Source organism: Streptomyces sp. NPDC055632, assembly GCF_053618675.1.
Genome location: NZ_JBSHHY010000014.1, coordinates 129,745 through 148,101 on the forward strand (window position 1 = coordinate 129,745; position 18,357 = coordinate 148,101).

The 18,357-nt window shown below is 73.7% G+C and carries 14 protein-coding genes; 5 read left to right on the top strand and 9 right to left on the bottom strand.

Features of this window, described 5'->3' with window-relative positions; genetic code table 11:
- Positions 1 to 199 precede the first annotated feature (199 nt).
- The gene (locus ACWGSR_RS19755) at positions 200 to 1,480 is read right to left on the bottom strand and encodes an extracellular solute-binding protein (protein ID WP_376235851.1); all 1,281 of its coding nucleotides are present in this window, start codon (positions 1,478 to 1,480) and stop codon (positions 200 to 202) included.
- Positions 1,481 to 1,837: 357 nt separating this feature from the next.
- Between ACWGSR_RS19755 and ACWGSR_RS19760 the strand changes: the two genes are divergently transcribed.
- Both ACWGSR_RS19760 and ACWGSR_RS19765 read left to right on the top strand, forming a co-directional pair.
- Positions 1,838 to 2,872 (top strand): LacI family DNA-binding transcriptional regulator, encoded by a 1,035-nt coding sequence (locus tag ACWGSR_RS19760; RefSeq protein ID WP_376235853.1) that lies wholly within the window; start codon positions 1,838 to 1,840, stop codon positions 2,870 to 2,872.
- 74 nt (positions 2,873 to 2,946) lie between these two features.
- A complete protein-coding gene (locus tag ACWGSR_RS19765) occupies positions 2,947 to 3,855 on the top strand; it encodes a phosphatase PAP2 family protein (protein ID WP_376235856.1) in 909 nt (302 codons plus the stop codon).
- A gap of 11 nt (positions 3,856 to 3,866) precedes the next feature.
- On the opposite strand, the gene ACWGSR_RS19770 is transcribed toward ACWGSR_RS19765, so the two are convergent.
- Both ACWGSR_RS19770 and ACWGSR_RS19775 read right to left on the bottom strand, forming a co-directional pair.
- On the bottom strand, positions 3,867 to 5,438 hold the full coding sequence (locus ACWGSR_RS19770; protein ID WP_453567798.1) for an amidohydrolase: 1,572 nt from the start codon (positions 5,436 to 5,438) through the stop codon (positions 3,867 to 3,869).
- Positions 5,348 to 6,892, bottom strand: a complete 1,545-nt coding sequence (locus ACWGSR_RS19775; protein WP_453567800.1) for an APC family permease — start codon at positions 6,890 to 6,892, stop codon at positions 5,348 to 5,350. The genes ACWGSR_RS19770 and ACWGSR_RS19775 overlap by 91 nt, the downstream gene beginning before the upstream one ends.
- Before the next feature lie 160 nt (positions 6,893 to 7,052).
- On the opposite strand from ACWGSR_RS19775, the gene ACWGSR_RS19780 reads away from it, so the two are divergent.
- Positions 7,053 to 7,661 carry a TetR/AcrR family transcriptional regulator gene (locus tag ACWGSR_RS19780; protein ID WP_376235865.1) on the top strand — a complete coding sequence of 203 codons (609 nt, stop codon included), beginning with the start codon at positions 7,053 to 7,055 and terminating at the stop codon, positions 7,659 to 7,661.
- Between the two features lie 30 nt (positions 7,662 to 7,691).
- Here ACWGSR_RS19780 and ACWGSR_RS19785 read toward each other — a convergent pair whose 3' ends face one another.
- Positions 7,692 to 10,679, bottom strand: coding sequence for a bifunctional [glutamine synthetase] adenylyltransferase/[glutamine synthetase]-adenylyl-L-tyrosine phosphorylase (locus ACWGSR_RS19785; protein WP_376235867.1), 2,988 nt, complete (start codon positions 10,677 to 10,679; stop codon positions 7,692 to 7,694).
- A 368-nt stretch (positions 10,680 to 11,047) separates the two neighbouring features.
- Here ACWGSR_RS19785 and ACWGSR_RS19790 point away from each other — a divergent pair, with 368 nt between their 5' ends.
- Positions 11,048 to 13,318, top strand: coding sequence for a PIG-L family deacetylase (locus ACWGSR_RS19790; RefSeq protein WP_453567804.1), 2,271 nt, complete (start codon positions 11,048 to 11,050; stop codon positions 13,316 to 13,318).
- Positions 13,319 to 13,462: 144 nt separating this feature from the next.
- Here the strand turns inward: ACWGSR_RS19790 and ACWGSR_RS19795 are convergent, their stop codons facing one another.
- Both ACWGSR_RS19795 and ACWGSR_RS19800 read right to left on the bottom strand, forming a co-directional pair.
- Positions 13,463 to 14,722: a cytochrome P450 family protein gene (locus tag ACWGSR_RS19795; RefSeq protein WP_453567806.1), complete on the bottom strand. Its 1,260-nt coding sequence runs from the start codon at positions 14,720 to 14,722 to the stop codon at positions 13,463 to 13,465.
- Complete coding sequence (locus tag ACWGSR_RS19800) at positions 14,719 to 15,990, bottom strand: cytochrome P450 (RefSeq protein WP_376235876.1); 1,272 nt, start codon at positions 15,988 to 15,990, stop codon at positions 14,719 to 14,721. The genes ACWGSR_RS19795 and ACWGSR_RS19800 overlap by 4 nt, the downstream gene beginning before the upstream one ends.
- A gap of 346 nt (positions 15,991 to 16,336) precedes the next feature.
- Between ACWGSR_RS19800 and ACWGSR_RS19805 the strand changes: the two genes are divergently transcribed.
- On the top strand, positions 16,337 to 16,768 hold the full coding sequence (locus ACWGSR_RS19805; RefSeq protein WP_435187742.1) for a VOC family protein: 432 nt from the start codon (positions 16,337 to 16,339) through the stop codon (positions 16,766 to 16,768).
- Positions 16,769 to 16,810: 42 nt separating this feature from the next.
- On the opposite strand, the gene ACWGSR_RS19810 is transcribed toward ACWGSR_RS19805, so the two are convergent.
- The 3 genes from ACWGSR_RS19810 to ACWGSR_RS19820 are packed head-to-tail and all read right to left on the bottom strand — an operon-like array spanning position 16,811 to position 18,273.
- Positions 16,811 to 17,305, bottom strand: coding sequence for a GNAT family N-acetyltransferase (locus ACWGSR_RS19810; RefSeq protein ID WP_453567809.1), 495 nt, complete (start codon positions 17,303 to 17,305; stop codon positions 16,811 to 16,813).
- Between the two features lie 41 nt (positions 17,306 to 17,346).
- Positions 17,347 to 17,871 carry an Imm21 family immunity protein gene (locus ACWGSR_RS19815; protein ID WP_453567811.1) on the bottom strand — a complete coding sequence of 175 codons (525 nt, stop codon included), beginning with the start codon at positions 17,869 to 17,871 and terminating at the stop codon, positions 17,347 to 17,349.
- Positions 17,872 to 17,910: 39 nt separating this feature from the next.
- Positions 17,911 to 18,273, bottom strand: a complete 363-nt coding sequence (locus ACWGSR_RS19820) for a hypothetical protein (RefSeq protein WP_453567813.1) — start codon at positions 18,271 to 18,273, stop codon at positions 17,911 to 17,913.
- Positions 18,274 to 18,357: the final 84 nt, after the last annotated feature.

Below are 18,357 nucleotides of genomic sequence, written 5' to 3' on the forward strand. Positions count from 1 at the left end.
TTGCCTTTTATCCCCCCTATCACGACGCCCCGGGGGGCCACCACCCCCCCGGCTACCGTGGGGGGGGCGATGGTGCGCTCCGGGGTGCTCGGGCGTTTGCCTGTCCGGCGGCCCGGGCCGGGGGCGACAGTGTCGCCCGCGGCCTTCGCCACCGACTGGCCGGTGGTGTCCACGGCCATCAGCCGGCCTGCCTTCCTTCTTACTTCCAGTCCTTCAGGAGCTTGCGGTAGGACTCGCCGATCGCCTTGGCGCCGGCCTCGGGGGTGGTCTGCCCGGTGAGGACCTTGGTGTACTCGACCTTGACGGGCTCGAAGAGGCTGCCGCCCTCGGGGATCCACGGGCGCTCGACGGACTTCTGCACGACCGGCTTGAAGAAGGAGATCATCTCGTTGGTCGCCACGTCGGGCTTGATGTAGACGGACTCGCGGGTCGGGAGGAGGCTGAGCTCCTTCGCGATGGCGGTCTGCGTCTCGACCGAGGTCATGTACTCGGTGAAGGCGTAGGAGGCGTCGAGGTTCTTGGAGCCCGCGTAGACGGCGAGGTTGTGGCCGCCCTGCGGGGCGCCCTGGCCGCCGGAGCCGGCCGGGACCGGGGCGATGCCCAGGTTGGCCTTGTCCGTGAACTCCTTGCCGGCGTAGGTGTCGGCGACGGCCCACGGGCCGTTGATCATCATGGCGACCTTGCCGTCCTTGAAGGCGGCCTGCATGTTGTCCCAGCCGTTGGTCGCGTCGGTGATCGCGGTCTTCGAGTCGACCAGGTCCTTGACGACCTTGAGCGCCTTCACGCCGGGCTCGCCGTCGATGGTGACCGTCTTCTTCTCGGCGTCGACCAGGTCGCCGCCCTCGCCGTACAGGAAGGAGAGGAACCAGTACGGGTCGTCGCCGCGCAGGTAGAGACCGGTCTTGCCGGTCTTCTCCTTGATCTTGGCGGAGACGGTCTTCAGCTCGTCGATGCTCTTGGGGACCTCGACGCCCGCGTCCTTGAAGATCTTCTTGTTGTAGAAGATGCCCATGGAGTCGATGACCTGCGGGACGGCGTAGGTCTTGCCGTTGTACTTGGTGGAGGCGGCGGCCTGGTCCAGGAAGTCGTCGGCGTCCTTGAGGGCCGCGGTGCCCTCCAGCGGGGCCAGGTAGCCCAGGTCCGCGAACTCGGGGGTCCAGGCGACCTCGGAGCGGATGACGTCGGGCGCGCCGGAGCCGGACTGCGCGGCGTTCTTGAACTTGTTCTGCGCCTCGCCGAAGGGCACGTTCACGTACTTGACGGTGACCTTGGGGTGCTTCTTGGTGAAGCCCTCGGCGATCTTCTTGAAGACCTTGTCCTCGGAGCCGACCGTGGAGGTGTCCCACCAGGTCACGGTGCCGGAGAGCTCGCCCGAGCCCTTCGAGCCGCCGTTGTCGGAACCGCTGTCGCCGCTCCCGCAGGCCGCCAGGGTCACGCCCAGGGCCGCGACCAGCGCGGTGGCCGCTATGCCACGCCGCATGTGAACTCCTTCAACTGATCCCGGGGGGACGAGGGGCTGGAACCTTCCTCATGCGACCGCTCCCTCGCGGCGCTCCGGGTTGGCAGGAACGTAACAGGGATGAAAACGAGCCGAAAGACCTTGCGGGATTTTTCTGCAAGACCCGGGGATCGTTACATCCGCGTGTCCCTAAGGTTGCCGACGGGTCGCTTGACAGGGGCGGGAGTGCGCCCTTCCGCACCTCGCGCGCCCCTGACGCACCTCCGGTACGCCCCGCAAGAACTGCAAGACCTTGCAGAAGGGCGACTCCCGGCCATGGCGGACGGGGTGCGCCGGGGCGGTGGGCAATACGCCCCGTGACCGGTACAGTCCACTTCCATGACCGCGCGGCTCTCCGACATCGCAGCCCAGGCGGGGGTCAGTGAGGCCACAGTCAGCCGCGTGCTCAACGGAAAGCCCGGCGTGGCCACCGCCACCCGCGAATCCGTCCTCGCCGCGCTCGACGTGCTCGGCTACGAGCGGCCCGTGCGCCTGCGGCAGCGCAGCGCGGGGCTCGTCGGCCTCATCACCCCCGAGCTGGACAACCCGATCTTCCCCGCCCTGGCGCAGGTCATCGGGCAGGCCCTGACCCGGCAGGGGTACACCCCGGTCCTCGCCACCCAGACCCCCGGCGGGTCCACCGAGGACGAGCTGACCGACATGCTGGTGGAGCGCGGCGTCGCCGGCGTCATCTTCGTCTCGGGGCTGCACGCCGACACCACCGCCGACATGTCCCGCTACGACCGGCTGCGCGGCAAGGGCGTCCCGTACGTCCTCCTCAACGGCTTCTCGCCCAAGGTGCAGGCGCCCTTCGTGTCGCCCGACGACCGGGCCGCGATGCGGCTCGCGGTGACGCACCTGGCCGCGCTCGGGCACACCCGGATCGGGCTCGCCGTCGGGCCGAAGCGGTTCGTGCCGGTGCTGCGCAAGATAGAGGGCTTCCAGAAGGGCATGGAGGAGCGGCTCGGCCTCGCCCCGGAGGAGTCCGAGGAGCTGATCCAGCACTCCCTGTACACCCTGGAGGGCGGCCAGGCCGCGGCGGGCGCGCTGATCGCGCGCGGCTGCACGGCGGTCGTCTGCGCGAGCGACATGATGGCGCTCGGCGCGATCCGGGCGGCCCGGCAGCAGGGGCTCGACGTGCCGAGGGACGTCTCCGTCGTCGGCTTCGACGACTCCCCCCTCATAGCGTTCACCGATCCGCCGCTGACCACCATCCGGCAGCCGGTGCAGGCGATGGGGCAGGCCGCGGTCCGCGCGCTGCTCGAAGAGGTGGGCGGCACCCCGGCCCCGCACTCCGAATTCGTCTTCATGCCCGAGCTGGTGGTCCGGGGCTCCACCGCCTCCGCGCCGTCCTCCGTCAGGCCTCCTTCCTGAGACCGACCGGGTGCGCACCGGGCCCGACCTTGGGATGATCGGTCGGGGGCGGCCATCTGGCAGACTCTCCTCCCATGGGTGAAACGACCGTGAAGAGTGTGGACAACCGGACGACCCCGTCGTCACCCATCGCGGCCGACGGCAGGCTGTCGCGGCTGCGCACGCGCGTGCCCCGGCGTCCCACCATCTGGTTCGAGATCCTGCTCATCGCGGTGAGCTACTGGACGTACTCCCTCATCCGCAACGCGGTGCCGGAGCAGAAGGCCCAGGCGCTCAGGAACGCCGACTGGATCTGGCGGGCCGAGGAGTCCCTCGGGCTCGCCTTCGAGCACACCGTCAACCACGCCGTGAACTCGGTGACGTGGCTGATCGTGACGATGAACTACTACTACGCGACGCTGCACTTCGTCGTGACCATCGGTGTGCTGGTGTGGCTGTACCGATGGCAGCCGGGCCGTTACGCGGCGTTCCGCACGGTCCTGTTCGCGACCACCGGCGTGGCCCTGGTCGGCTACTACCTGTACCCGCTCGCGCCGCCGCGGCTCATGAACGGCCAGGACTTCATCGACACGGTCCTGGTCCACCAGACCTGGGGCTCGATGGCCTCGGGGAACCTCAAGCACGTGTCGAACCAGTACGCGGCGATGCCGTCGATGCACATCGGCTGGTCGCTCTGGTGCGGGATCACGATCTTCCTGCTCGCGAAGGCGCCCTGGGCGCGGATCCTGGGCCTGCTCTACCCGACGGCGACCCTCGTCGTCATCGTGGCCACCGCCAACCACTTCTGGCTGGACGCGGTCGGCGGCATGATCTGCCTGGGCTTCGGCTTCGCCGTCTCGTACTTCTGGTACGGCTCGCGGCCCCACCGGCTGCCGAAGCTGGTGGAGCCGGTGGAGCCCGTGGGCGTGGTCGCGCACGGCGGCCCGGTCCCGGAGGCGGACCGCGAGGGCGATCTGGAACGGCCGGTCGACTCCCGGCGCTAGCCGCCCCCTCTTCAGTTCCCCCGGTACGTGATCCGGCCGCCCGCGACGGTGAGCCGGACCGGGGCCCCGGCGGTCTCGTCCGCCGGGGCCTCCACCGGGTCCAGGGCGAAGGCGGTGAGGTCGGCCCGGAAGCCGGGGGCGATCCGGCCCGCGACCGCCTCCTCACCCGCCGCGAACGCCGCGTGCGTGGTCATCCCCTCCAGGGCCATCAGGCCCGTGAGCCCGTGCCGGGCCGAGGCCGCGCCGCGCGGGGCGCGGGCGGTGGCGAGGACCTGCCGGGCGTCGTGGTGGGCGATGGGCCAGTCGGAGCCGAGCGCGAGGTGCGCCCCGGCGTCCCGCAGGTCGCGGCAGCGCCAGGCGCGCCCGGCCCGCTCCTCCCCCAGGCGCGAGGACCACTCGTCGGTGTGGTCGGCGCGGGTGTACGCGGTGTGCGGGGGCTGCATCGAGGCGGCGACGCCGAGCGCGGCGAAGCGCCCGAGCTGGTCGTCGGGGACGGTCTCGATGTGCTCGATCCGGTGCCGGGGGCCTCCCGTGCCGAGGGCTTCGACGGTGTCGAGGGCGTGGCGGACGGCCGCGTCGCCGATGGCGTGGGTGGCGGTGCCGACCCCGGCGCGGTGGAGGTGGGCCACGGCGGCGGAGTACGCGGCCGGGTCGGGCCAGAAGGCGTCGGTGCCCCGGCCGTGGCAGTCGGCGTGCTCCAGCCAGGCGGTGCCGCCCTCGACGGTGCCGTCCATGAAGAACTTCACCCCGCCGATCCGCCACAGCCGGCCGGCCCGCTCCTGGAGCCGTACGAGACCGTCGAGCTCGTCGTCGGTGACGCCGGGCATGCACCAGGGGGCGAGGCGCAGCCGCAGCGGCAGGTCGCCGTCCTCCTCGATCGCGGCGAGCAGGCCGGGGACGTCGTGTCCGCCGAGGTCCATGACGTGGGCGGAGGCGAGGCCGGTGGCGGCCATGGCGGTGAGCAGGGCGACGAGCCGGTCGCGGCGCTCGGCGTACGGCAGGACGGGCAGGACCGGGGACACCAGGTCCATGGCGGCGTGCTCGATCAGGTGTCCGGTGGGGCGCCCGTCGGGACCGCAGACGATCTCGGCGTGCTGGGCGAAGGCCCGGGGCCCGTCGATGCCGGCGGCCCCGAGGGCGGCGGCGCTGACGAGGGCGGAGTGCCCGTCGTAGAGGCGCAGGTGGGCGGGGGCGCCGTCGAGGGCGTCCTCGATCAGGTCGTGGTGGACGGGCCGGCCGCCGAAGGCGTTGTGGTCGAGGCCGAAGCCGAGGACCCAGCCGTCGCGGCGCTCGGCGGCCCGGAGCCCCGCCCGCAGCCCGTCGAGGTCGGTGACGGCCGAGAGGTCGGTTCCGGCGGTCATCTCCAGGCCCCAGACGGGGTGGCTGTGGGCGTCGGTGAGGCCGGGGACGAGGGTGGCGCCGGCCAGGTCGACGGTCTCGGTGCCGGGTCCGGCCCAGGCGCGGGCCTCGGCGTCGGTGCCGAGGGCGGTGATCAGCCCGTCGCGGACGGCGACGGCGGTGTGGCCGGTGAGTTCGGGGGCGCGGACGCGGGCGTCGACGAGGACGAGGTCGGGTGCGGACACGGGAGGTCTCCGGTTTCGGACGGTTCGGCGGCGAAGCGGGCGTAGACCTCGGGGCGGGTGCGGCGGAGCCGGCGCGCCAGGAGGAGCCCGAGGAGGAAGACGGCGGGGACGAGGGAGACGAGCACGGTGTCGACCGTGGTCGTGGCGCCGGTGAAGAGGTCGACGTGGGCGGCGACGAGGACGATCGCGGCGGCGAGGAGGACGAAGGCGGTGAGGGGGGCGACGACGGTCCGCAGGACGCCCTCGCGGTGGTCGATCCGCCGGAAGAAGCAGGGCACGGCGAGCGCGGCGAGGAGCTGGAGGAGCATCAGGCCCAGCATCCCGGGGGTGTTCACCCAGAGCAGGAGCTGCTGGTACGGGTCGGCTCCGGCGAGCGCGAAGGCGAGGACGACGACGGCGCCGAGCACGGTCTGGGCGGCCCCGGCGACGTACGGGGAGCGGTGGCGGGGGTGGATCCGGCCGAGGGCCTCCGGCAGGACGCCCTCCTCGGCGAGGGCGAGGGTGTAGCGGTTGATGGCGTTGTGGAAGGCGAGCAGGGAGGCCAGGACGCTGGTGACGATGAGGACGTGCATCAGGTCGGCGGCCCAGGCTCCGACGTAGGTGGTGATGGCGGCGAAGAAGAGGCCGCCGGGGTCGTCGGCGGCGGCCCGGACCACCTTGTCCTCGCCGAAGGCCTGGATCACGGTCCAGACGACGAAGGCGTAGAAGAGGCCGAGGAAGGCGACCGCGGCGTAGGTGGCGCGGGGGATGGTGCGGGCGGGGTCGCGGGCCTCGCGCCGGTAGATGACGGTGGACTCGAAACCGCTGAAGGCGGCGAAGGCGAAGGCCAGGACGGCGGCGGTGCCGCCGGTGAGGACGTGGGCGGGGGCGAGGCCGCCGAGGGAGAGGCCGTGGGCCCCGCCGTCGAGCAGGACGCCGCCGGCGAGGAGGACGAGGATGCCGGTCTCGGCGACGAGGAGGACGCCGAGGACCTTGGCGCCGAAGTCGATGGAGCGGTAGCCGCCGTACCAGACGAGGAGCAGGCCGGCGAGGGAGACCGGCAGCCAGGGGACGCCGTGGCCGAGGGCGGCGGCGGTGTCCGAGGTGGCGGAGCCGAGGAGCCCGTACACCCCGATCTCCATGCCGTTGTAGCCGAGCATGGCGACGAGGGCGGCGGCGATGCCGATCGGGGTGCCGAGGCCGCGCGCGATGTACGCGTAGAAGGCGCCGGCGCTGCGGACGTGGCGGCTCATGGTGGTGAAGCCGACGGCGAAGACGGTGAGGGTGAGGCCGGCCAGGAGGTAGCCGACGGGGGCGCCGATGCCGCCGAGCAGGATGGCGACGGGGGCGACGCCGGCCATGACGGTGAGGGGGGCGGCGGCGGAGACGACGAAGAAGGAGACGTCGGCGGTGGTGAGGGTGCCGGTCCTCAGTCCCGGGGGCGCGCCGGGAGCGGGTGGGGCGGGTGCGGACATGGCTGGGGAGGGCCTTCCGGTGGCGGGTGGCAGGTGTGTCGGGATGTCCGGCCGGACGTAAACCTAAAGGCTTTCGGTTCGCGCAATGTAGCCTCGGCTCCGACCGTTCGGGAAGACCCGACGGGAATCCGACGGGAACCCGGACAGGAAGTGACGCCCCATGGGCCGGCCGCGCAGACCCCTCCTCGACCGGGAGCGCATCGCCGCCACGGCGCTCGAAGTCGTGGACGAGCGGGGCGAGTTCAGCGTCCCGCAGATCGCGAAGCGGCTCGGGGTGCAGACGGCCTCCGTCTACCACCACGTCGACGGGCGGGACGGGATCGTGGAGCTGCTCCGCGAGCGGGTGGCCGCCGGCATCGACGGCGGGACCCTGGACCTGGACCCCTGGGACGAGGCGCTCGTCGCCTGGGCCCGCTCCTACCGGGCCGCCTTCGCCGCCCATCCGCGCGCGATCCCGCTCCTCATGACCTCACCGGTGCGCGCGCCGAAGGTCCTCGCCCAGTACGAGAAGGCCGTGGGCCGGCTGCTCGACGCGGGGTTCGCCCTGCCGGACGTCATGCCCGTGATCATCGCCCTGGAGAACCTCGTCCTGGGCTCGGCCCTCGACCTGGCCGCCCCCGAGTCGATGTGGGAACTCGCCGACGAGACGGCCACCCCGCGCCTGGCCCGCGCCCTGGGCGCGGTCCCGGAGGGCCGCGCGAACCAGGCGTTCGAGCTGGCGCTGACGGGGTACCTGGCGCACGTGCGGACGCTGCTCGACGCGCCGTAGGACCTCCGCACGCCTCCCCCGCCGGAGGCGTCACGCCCCGTAGAACAGCTCCTCGACGACCGCCCTGGCCCGGCGGGTGATCCGCCGGTAGTCGTCGACCATCTCGCCGACGTGGCCCGACTCGTACCCCAGGTACCGCCCGACCGCCGCGAGTTCGCGCGGCTGGGAGGGGAAGGTGTCGCCGGGGCGGCCGCGCACCAGCATCACCGCGTTGCGGACGCGGGTGGCGAGGACCCACGCCTCGTCCAGGATCTGCGCCTCCTCCGTGGGGACGAGTCCGGCCGCGTGGGCGGCGGCGAGCGCCTCGCGGGTACGGGTCGTCCGCAGCCCCGGCTCGGCCCAGCCGTGCCGCATCTGGAGGAGCTGGACCGTCCACTCGACGTCGCTCAGGCCGCCGCGCCCCAGCTTGGCGTGGAGCGTCGGGTCGGCGCCGCGCGGCAGCCGCTCGGACTCCATCCGGGCCTTGAGGCGGCGGATCTCGCGGACCGCGTCCTCCCCGAGCCCCTCGGCCGGGTACCGCAGCGGATCGATCAGCTCGACGAACCGCTCGCCGAGGTCCCCGTCGCCCGCCATGTGCTCGGCGCGCAGCAGCGCCTGGCTCTCCCAGACGAGCGACCAGCGGTGGTAGTAGGCGGCGTACGACTTCAGGGTGCGGACCATGGGGCCGCTCTTGCCCTCCGGCCTGAGGTCCGCGTCGATCAGCAGCGGCGGGTCGGCGGTGGGCAGCTGGAGGAGCCGCCGCATCTCGGTGACCACCCGGTTCGCGGCCCGGGCCGCCTCCTGCTCGTCGACGCCCTCGCGCGGCTCGTGCACGAACAGCACGTCGGCGTCGGAGCCGTACCCCACCTCGTGGCCGCCGAAGCGGCCCATGCCGATGACCGCGAACCGGGTCGGCAGCTCCTCGCCCCACTCGGCGCGCACGGCGGCCCGCAGCGCGCCCGCGATCGTGGCCGCGTTGAGGTCGGTGACGGCCTCCCCCACCCGGTCGACGAGCGCGCCCGGGTCGGGCTCGCGGGGGCTGTCCTCGGTGCCGTACGAGCCGATGAGGTCGGCCGCCGCGGTGCGGAACAGCTCCCGGCGGCGCACCCCGCGCGCCGCCGCGACCGCCTGCTCGGCGTCGTCCGCGCGCCCGACCGCCGCCAGGACCTCCTGCTCCAGATGGCCCCGGTCGCGCGGCTTCAGGCCCTCCGGGTCGCCGAGGATCGCGACCGCCTCGGGGGCGCGGAGCAGCAGGTCGGGGGCGAGCCGCCCGGCGGAGAGGACCCGGGCGAGGTTCTCGGCGGCGGCCCCCTCGTCGCGGAGCAGCCGCAGGTACCAGGGGGTCTTGCCGAGGGCGTCGGAGACCTTGCGGAAGCCGAGGAGCCCGGCGTCCGGGTCGGCCGAGTCCGCGAACCAGCCGAGCAGCACGGGCAGCAGGGTCCGCTGGATCGCGGCCTTCCGGCTGACCCCGGAGGACAGCGCCTCCAGGTGGCGCAGGGCGGCGGCGGGGTCCGCGTACCCCAGCGCTTCGAGCCGCTGCCCGGCCGCCTTCGGGCTGAGCCGGATCTCGCCGGGGGCGAGCTGGGCGACGGCGTCGAGCAGCGGGCGGTAGAAGATCTTCTCGTGCAGCCGGCGGACGACGGCCGCGTGCCGCCGCCACTCCTTGGTGAGCGCGGCGACCGGGTCGGTGCGCAGCCCGAGGGAGCGGCCGAGGCGGCGCAGGTCGGCCTCGTCCTCGGGGACGAGGTGGGTGCGGCGCAGCCGGTAGAGCTGGATGCGGTGCTCCATGGCCCGCAGGAAGCGGTACGCCTCGTCGAGCTGGGCCGCGTCGGCCCGGCCGACGTAGCCGCCGGCGGCGAGGGCCGCGAGCGCGTCGAGGGTGGCGCCGCTGTGCAGGGTGGCGTCGCTGCGGCCGTGCACGAGCTGGAGGAGCTGGACGGCGAACTCGACGTCCCTCAGGCCCCCGGGGCCGAGCTTCAGCTCGCGGTCGATCTGGGCGGCCGGGATGTTGTCGACGACCCGGCGGCGCATCCGCTGCACGTCGGGGACGAAGTTCTCGCGCTCGGCGGCCTGCCAGACGAGCGGCGAGACGGCCTCGATGTACCGCTCGCCGAGCTCCCGGTCGCCCGCGACCGCGCGCGCCTTCAGGAGGGCCTGGAACTCCCAGGTCTTCGCCCAGCGCTGGTAGTAGGCGAGGTGGGAGGAGAGGGTGCGGACGAGCGGGCCGTTGCGGCCCTCCGGGCGCAGGTTGGCGTCGACCGGCCAGATGGTGCCCTCGACGGTGGTCTCGGAGCAGATCCGCATCAGGTGGGAGGCGAGACGGGTCGCCGCCTGGATCGCCTTGCCCTCGTCGGCGCCGTCGGCCGGCTCCCCGACGAAGATCACGTCGACGTCGGAGACGTAGTTCAGCTCGTGGCCGCCGCACTTGCCCATCGCGATCACCGCGAGCCGGCACTGGGCGGCGTCGGCGGGCGCGGCGGCCTCGGCGATGGCGAGCGCGGCGCGCAGGGTCGCCGTCGCCAGGTCGGCCAGCTCGGCGGCGGCCTGGGCGACGTCGGTGGTGCCGCACACGTCGCGGGCCGCTATGGCGAGCAGGCAGCGGCGGTAGGCGACCCGCAGCGCGACCGGGTCGGTCGCGTCGGCGAGCCCCCGCTCGAACTCGGCGACCCCCGGATGCAGGTCGGCCGCCTCGTACGTGACGAGGGTCTCCCAGTCGCGGGGGTGGCGGGCCAGGTGGTCGGCGAGCGCCTCGGAGGCGCCGAGCACGCCGAGGAGCCGGTCGCGGAAGGGCTTGGCGGAGAGCAGCGTGGTGGTGAACCGCTGCCGCTCGGCCTCGGGCTGCGCCTCGACGAGCCGGACCAGGCCGCGCAGGGCGAGGTCGGGGTCGGCGGTGGCGCCGAGGGCGTCGAGGAGGACGGAGTCGCCGCGCAGCTCGGACAGTTCGGGCACGTCGAGGAGCCGCTCGGCTCCCGAGGGGTCGGTGAACCCGTGCCGCAGCAGGCGTGTGAACGTGCTGCTCCTGCGTCCCGGCACCGTCATTCCGCCGCTCCCTCCGAGCACGTCCGAGCTGGGGCGAGCCCGGGGGATCGAGCCTATCCGGCGCGGAGGACGGGGGCGCGCAGGCCTTCGGTTCGAAACGGATCACACGTGACATCCCGCACATCGGTCGCTTTTCCGGTCGGATGAACCGTATTTCTTGAAAGTCCGTCTTGCCGACCGCGGGACTCGTCCGCCCGTCCGTTCGACCCGCCCGTTCCGTCCGTTCGGCCCTCTGCTCCCTCCATCCGACCTCTCCGCCCGGCCCTTCCGTTCGACCTCTCCGTTCGACCTCGCCGTCCGGGCCCTTCCGTCCGGCCCCTCCGTTCCATGCGTTCCGTCCGCTCGATCCGAAAGCGCGTCCCCGACCCATGCCCGTCCGCCTCCGCCGTCCCCGTCGTCCCCGCACCTCCGACCTCCCGTCCCGCCGCGCGGCCACCGCGACCGTGGTCACGGCCGCCCTGGTGGGCGGCGCCCTCACCGGGATCCTCTCGATGACGGGCGCGCAGGAGGGGCCGGAGGCGCGCACGGCGACGAACGCGCACGCGATAACCGGCGCGCGGGCGGTCCCGGAGTTCGGGACGGCCGGGGGATCCGGGACCGCCGGGGGATCCGGGACGGCCGGGGGATCCGGGACCGCCGGGGGATCCGGAGCGGTCACGGGGCCGGGAACGGCCGCGAGGGTTCCCGGGCCCCGCGTGCCCGCGGAACCGGAGGCGGCCACCGGCGCCCCGGCGGGCCGGAAGACGGCGGCGAAGCCCGTACCGGCCCCGCCGTCCTCGGCCTCGGTGATGCAGGTCGTCGCGCACCCGGACGACGACCTGTTCTTCATGAACCCGGACATATCCCAGTCGCTCCACTCCGACGGCCCGCTGGCCTCCGTCTACCTCACCGCGGGCGAGTCGGACGGCGTCAACGCGCGCCCGCGCGACGCCGCCAAGCCGGCGGCCGACAAGGCGGGCTACGCCGAGGCCCGGCAGAACGGCATACGCGCCGCGTACGCCGAGATGGCGACGGGCAGCAGGACCAGCCCCTGGGACCGGGTCGCGATCCCCACGGCCGGCGGCGCGTGGGCCGAGCTGGACACCCTGCGTGCGAAACCGCAGGTCAAGCTGGTGTGGTTGCAGATGCACGAGGCCGGTTCGATCAGCGGCGACCGCCCGCGCAGCCTCAACGGCCTCTGGCACGGCCGCGTGCCCGCGCTCGGTTCCCAGCGGTCCGCCGGCACTCCGGTCGCCGCCGACTTCTCGTACACCAGGGAGCAGGTCGTCGCGACGATGACCGGGCTCCTGGAGCGCTTCCGGCCGACCTTCGTGCGGATGCAGGACCCGACCCCCGGCACGCACCCGGGGTCGGGGGTGTACCGGGACCACCAGGACCACCTGTACGGGGCCCGGTTCCTGCAGGAGGCGCTGGCCCGGTACGCGAAGCGGCCCGGCCACCCGCACGTCGCCGTGCAGAACTACCTCGGCTATCCGACCGGCGCCCTACCGCACACCCTCGATGCCGAGGCCGCGGGCGCGAAGCTGAAGACCCTGAAGACGTACGCGTGGCTGGACGGGGTCGCGGACTGCGGGACCCTCGCGGGCTGCGGCGACCTGAAGGTGGCCGCGCGGCCCGCCGGACGGGGCTGGACCCAGACCGTCCGGTACTCCCGGGGCACCTCCACCTCCTGGGTGCAGCGGGAGCCGGACGGCGGTCTGCTCGCCTTCTCCGTCCTCGACGGGCGCCTCGGGGTCTGGCGCAAGGCGGCGGACGCCGTCGCGTGGCGGGGTCCGGAGCTGCTGCCCGGCGACGGCGTCGACGCCGGGGTCACCTCCGTGGTCCTGCCCGACGGCCGCGTCTCCGTCTACGGGACCCGGACGGTCCTGAAGGACTACCGCCGTGAGGTGGTGAGCACGACCCAGACCGCGCCGGGCGGCGGCTTCGGCCCGTGGCGCGCGCTCGGCACCCCCGAGCGGAACGACGCCTCGGGCGCCTCGGACATCAGCGCGCCCGCCGTGGCCGTGGGCGCCGACGGCCGGGCGGTCCTGGCCGTGCGGGACAGCCGCCGCGTCCTCACCTTCCGCGAGCAGCGGGCCGACGGGGCGTGGGGGCCGTGGCGCCTCCTGGGCGGTGCGAACGTGATCGGCGATCCGGTGGCGGCGACCGACGCGAGCGGACGGGGGTACGTCTTCGCGAGCACCACGAAGACCGTGCTCGCCTGGGCCCAGCGGCGTCCCGGCGGGCCGCTGACGGCCCTGGCCCCGACCGGTCTGCCCCAGACGACGCTGGCGCTGAGCGCGGCGCCGCACGGCGACGGGGTGCGGCTCTGGTTCCGCAAGCCGGCCTCCGGCGACCTGCGCAGCGCCGACTTCTCGGGTACGGGCCCGGCCTCGCCGTTCACGGAGCTGCCGGGCACCGGGGTCGCCGGATTCGGCCCGGTGAGCGGCGGCGACGGCCTCCTCGCGGTCCGCTCCCGCACCGGCTTCCTGGCGACGGCGTCGCACGGCGGGGCGGGGACGGGGAAGAAGGGGGCCGGGACGCGGCCGGTGTGGACGCTGGACCGGTTCCTGTTCGCGGGGGCGCCGACCGCGGGGACGGACGGGGTCGCGGCGATGGGCCTGGACGGGCGGCTGCACTGGACGCCGACGGGACGCTGAGCCGGGGCCTTTCGGCCTCGGGGCCGGTTCCGAGGCTTCGGCCCCGAGGCCGGTCCCGGGGCTTTTCGGCCCCGGGGCCCGGACGACGGGCACCCGACCGACGGGCACCCGGCCAGCGGGCGCCCGACCGCCGGCCGCCCGGGGTCAGCCGCCGAGGAGGACGGGGAACGCCTCCATGTCGTTCTGCGTCATCACGGGCAGCTTGCGGAGGTCGGCGTCCGCGACCGCGAGCCGCAGCCGAGGGAAGCGCGCGAAGAGGGCGGGCAGGGCGATCCCGGCCTCGACGCGGGAGAGGGCGGCGCCGGGGCAGATGTGCGGGCCGTGGCCGAAGGTCATGTGCCGGATCGGGGCGGTCCGGGTGATGTCGAACGCGTCGGCGTCGGACCCGTGCTGCTCGGGGTCGCGCCCGATCGCGCGGTAGGAGATGACCACGCCCTCGCCCTCGGCGACGATCCCGTCGCCCACCTCGATGTCCTCGGTGGCGAACCGCATGAGGAGGTGGGTGGTCGGGGTGTCCCAGCGCAGGGTCTCCTCGATGACGGCCTCCCAGGAGACCTCCCCGTCCAGGACCAGCTTCAGCTGGTCGGGGTGGGCGAGCAGGGCCCGTACGGCGTTGAGGATGAGGCCGATCGTGGTCTCGTGCCCGGCGGCGACCATCGCCTTGAGGTTGCCGACGACCTCCTCCTCGGTGAGCGGCTCGCCGCCCTCGTCGGCGAGGATGAGCGCGGAGGTCAGGTCGTCGGTGGGCCGCGCGGTCTTCTCGCGGACGAGACCGGCGTAGAAGACGTCCAGGTCGGCGAGGAGGGCGAGGCGCTCGTCCTGCGGGGTGAGCATCGAGAAGAACTTCTTGTACTGCCGGGTGAGCATGGCGTTCGCGGCGGGGTCGACGCCCATCAGCATGCCGACGACCTTCATGGGCAGCGGCTGGGCGAACACGGACTTGAGGTCGACGACGGCCCCGTCCCTCCCGCCCTCCTCCAGGGCGTCGAGGAGTTCGGCGGTGAACTCCTCGATGTCGGGGCGTATCGCTTCGAGGCGGCGCGGGGTGAGCGCCTGGGAGGTCTTGGCCCGCAGCCGGCGGTGCTCGGCGCCGTCGACGGTGAACATGGACCGCCCGGCGTCGATCATCCCGATGAGCGGCCAGGCGTGCGTGACCTCGCCGCTGCGCCACAGGCCCCAGGCGTCGAGGTCCTTCACGAGCCGGGGGTCGACCAGGAGCCGCCGGGCGTCGGCGTGCCGGGTGACGGCCCAGGCGGGCACTCCGAGCAGGTCGATCCGGGCCAGCGGACCGGCGTCGCGCAGCCGCGCCGTCTCGCCGTCCAGGTCCTGGACCATCGGGTCGATGACGACGGTCCCGCCGTCCTGGGCGGCGGCCCGCGCGGCGGCGGCGTGGGGGCAGTTCACGAGAGGTCTCCTGTCGTACGAACGGGGGTGAACCGGACGGGGAGCGAGGTGGTGCCGCGCAGGAAGGCGGAGGGCCGCCGGACGAGCTCCCCGGCGGGGACGGCGAGTTCGAGGTCGGGCAGCCGGTCGAGGAGGACCTCGATGCCGGTGCGGACGACGATCTCGGCGATCTCCTGGGCGGGGAAGGGGCACCGGTACTCGCCGTGGCTGAACGCCAGGTGCGCGCCGCCGCCCCCGTGGGCGCCGTGGGCGCCCTGGCGGATCAGCGGGTCGGTGTTGCCCGCGCCGAGGCCGAGCAGCAGCATGTCCCCGGCCCTGATGTGCTGCCCGCCGAGCCGGGTGTCCCGCACGGCCCAGCGTCCGGCGAGGATCTGGGTGGGGGCGTCCTCCCAGAGCACCTCGGTGGTGGCCTCGGAGACGCTGCGCCGGCCGCCGGCCATCGAGTCGGCGAACGCGTCCTCGGTGAGCATCAGGCGCAGGGAGTTGCCGAGCCAGTCGGCGGTGGTGAGGTGCCCGGCGGCCGTGACGGCCATCAGGTCGAGCACGTACTCCTCGTCGGTGAACGCCTCGGGGAAGGCGAGCATGCGGGAGGTGACGTCGTTCCCGGGCGCGGCCCGCTTGGCGGCGACCAGGCGCGCCATGTGCTCGCCGAACCGCTGGTGGGCGCCGTGCGCGCCCGGTCCGCCGTCGGCCAGGTCCTTCAACACCTTGGCGATGTCCTCGCCCTCGGCGTCGGGGAAGCCGACGAGGCGCGCGAGGACGAGGACGGGCAGGGGCTCGCAGAAGTCGGCCACGAGGTCGGCCGTGCCGCGGCCGCACACGGCGTCGACGAGCCGGTCGGCGAGCTGCTCGCAGTGCCCGCGGATCTCGAACGGGTCGGCGCCCTCCAGGGCGGGGACCACCATCCGGACGTGCCGCCGGTGCTCCTCCCCCGCGGTGAAGTAGATGGACGGCATGGGCTGTCCGACCATCGGGAGCAGCGGCCAGTCCTCGGGGATGTGCGGCCACTGGTTCCACAGGCCCACGTCGCGCGGGAACAGCTCGCCGTCGCTGGTGACCCGGTGGAGCTCGCGGTACCCGATGACCAGCCAGGCGGGCACCCCGCCCGGCAGCTCGACGGGGACGACGGGCCCGTGGTCGCGCCGCATGGCGCGGTAGAGGGCCTGGGGGTCGACCTGGAACCCGGGCCCGTCGAGCGGAACGGCGGGGGCCGTGCCCGTGTGCGCGGGGCACCCGGGGGGCGGCTGCTCGGAAGGGGGGCGCGTCATGAGTCCTGAACTCCCGACTCCTGTGGCGACAGCCGCACGTGTCGCGTTCATGTGATCAACGCTGGCTCACTATAGGGAGGTTGTGTGTCGCAGGAGCCCTCAATCGCGATCAATTCCGCACAGCAGGCAGAAGATGCGGGCCAGTTGACGATCGGCAACGGAACAACAAGGAACAAGGGGGAGCATTCCCACCCCGGCGGACCCTCCCGGTGCGAGAACCGGACGACGGGAACGACGATTTTCCGTCAGGTCGAGGTGCGCGGCCTGCCCGGGTGGGCGACGGTGAAAGAGCCCGACCTTCGGCATTCCGGCCCCTCGGAGCCCGGGAAACGGAAGAGGAGAACCCATGAACTGGACACTGGAAGTGGTTCCGGTCCCCGTCACGGACATGGACCGGTCGAAGGAGTTCTACGGCGAGAAGTGCGGCTTCACCGTCGACCTGGACGACGAGGTGGCCCCCGGCACGCGGATCGTCCAGGCGACGCCGCCGGGCTCGCGCTGTTCGATCGCGCTGCTGAGCGGGATGCCGCCGATGCCGGGCACGAGGCAGACGCCCCCGGGCGGCCTGCACGGCCTCCAGCTCTGCGTCACGGACATCGAGGCGGCGCGGAAGGAGCTGGTGGACCGGGGCGTCGAGGTCTCCCCCGTGATGCACGTCGGCGCGACGGGCTGGGAGGAGGGGAAGGGCGGCACCTGGAACTCGTTCATGACCTTCGAGGACCCGGACGGCAACGGCTGGGTGGTCCAGGAGGCACCGTCGGAGCTGTCGGAACGCTGAACACCGCCCGACCGGGCCCTCAGAACCCCGGATGCCGGGCCCTCAGAACGCCAGATAGAAGTGCCGGAGCCCGTCGCTCTCCGCGACGCACCGCATCCCGGCGGCCTCCATGACCCGGTGCGAGGCCGGGTTGTCCAGGTCGGCGTCCCCCTTGACCCCGGCGACGCCGGCCACCCGGGCGATTTTGAGGAGCGCGCGCAGGGCCTCGGAGGCGTACCCCTTCCCGCGTGCGCCGGGCACGATCCCGTACCCCACGGTCACGACCCCGACCTCGTCGGGCGGCCCGTGGAACCCGATGCCACCGACGGCGAGCCCGCTCTCGGGAAGCCGTATCTCATAAGCACGGAAGACCCCGGGATCCCCACGCTCGGCAACGCCCCGCAGAAACCCGCCACACCCCCGCACGTCCCCGTCCTGGGGATACCCCTCCGCCCAGAGGTCCCCGGCGAGGGGCGTCCGCGCGACGATCCGCTCGGCGACGTCGACGGTCAAGGGGTGCAGGAGAAGCCGCGCGGTGGCGACGGAGGAGATGTTCACCCCGGAAGTGTGATCACCCGCCGCGCCCCGGGCAACGGATTTCAGCAGGCCAGGAGCCGCACCACACCGACCCAGGCGGCCCCCTCGGTCGAGTGGTGGGCCCCGACCCGCCACCGCCCCGCCGGTATGTCGACGTCGGCCTGTTGCGGCATCTCCGTGCCACCGGGGTACGGCGTCCCGAGATCGGCCCCGGCCTCGGCGGAGTCCATCAGCACGGCGGCCCCGTCGGTCTCCCAGACCCCGTACTCCTCCCAGGGGGTACGGGGGTCGTCCAGCAGGGCCTCGGCGGCGGCGACCAACTCCTCCTCGGAGTCGGCTCCGATCCACCGCACGAAGGCCCGCCGCTCGGACAGGTACCGCGTGGTGGCGGGCTCGCCCCCGAGCACGAGGACGTTCTTCTCGATCACCCCGGCGTAATCCCGCACCGCGCAGGCCCGGTCGTAGTCGTCCACCACCGTCCCCTCGCCGACGAGAACCCAGTCGCCCGTACCCCCGCCCCACTCCCGCAGCCCCGACACCGGCACCACGACGAGCGGCCCGCCCATGGACTCGACCCAGTTCTCCATGCGCCGAGCATGCCACCGCCCACCGACAACGCCCCGGCCTCAGCGCGGCTCCGACGGCTCGACCCGCCCGAGCACCTCCGCGAACGGAGCGCCGGTCCGGGCGGCGGCGATGCGCCGGGCCCGCACCTGGGCCCGCGTCCGGGGCCGGAACTTCGGCTCCCGCCCGCACCCGCACCCCTCGAACCCCTCGTACCGGAGCCCGGCCCCGAGCACCACCGCGACGACCGACCACGCCTTCCGGTCACTGCGCCGGGGCGCCGCGAAGTCGTGCCCGGCGCACAGCATCGGCTCGGAGCAGCGGGGACACGGATGCCCGGCGCCGTTCGGGTGCCGCTTGAAACCGATCCGGCACGAGACGCACACGTAGTGCAGCTTGTAGTGGACGAAGGCGTAAGTGCACATGCCCGGACCGTACTTGCGGAGCCCGGCCACCGACCACCGGACAACCGGCTCCTCCTCGTCCGGGCCGCGCGTCAGCAGCCCGCT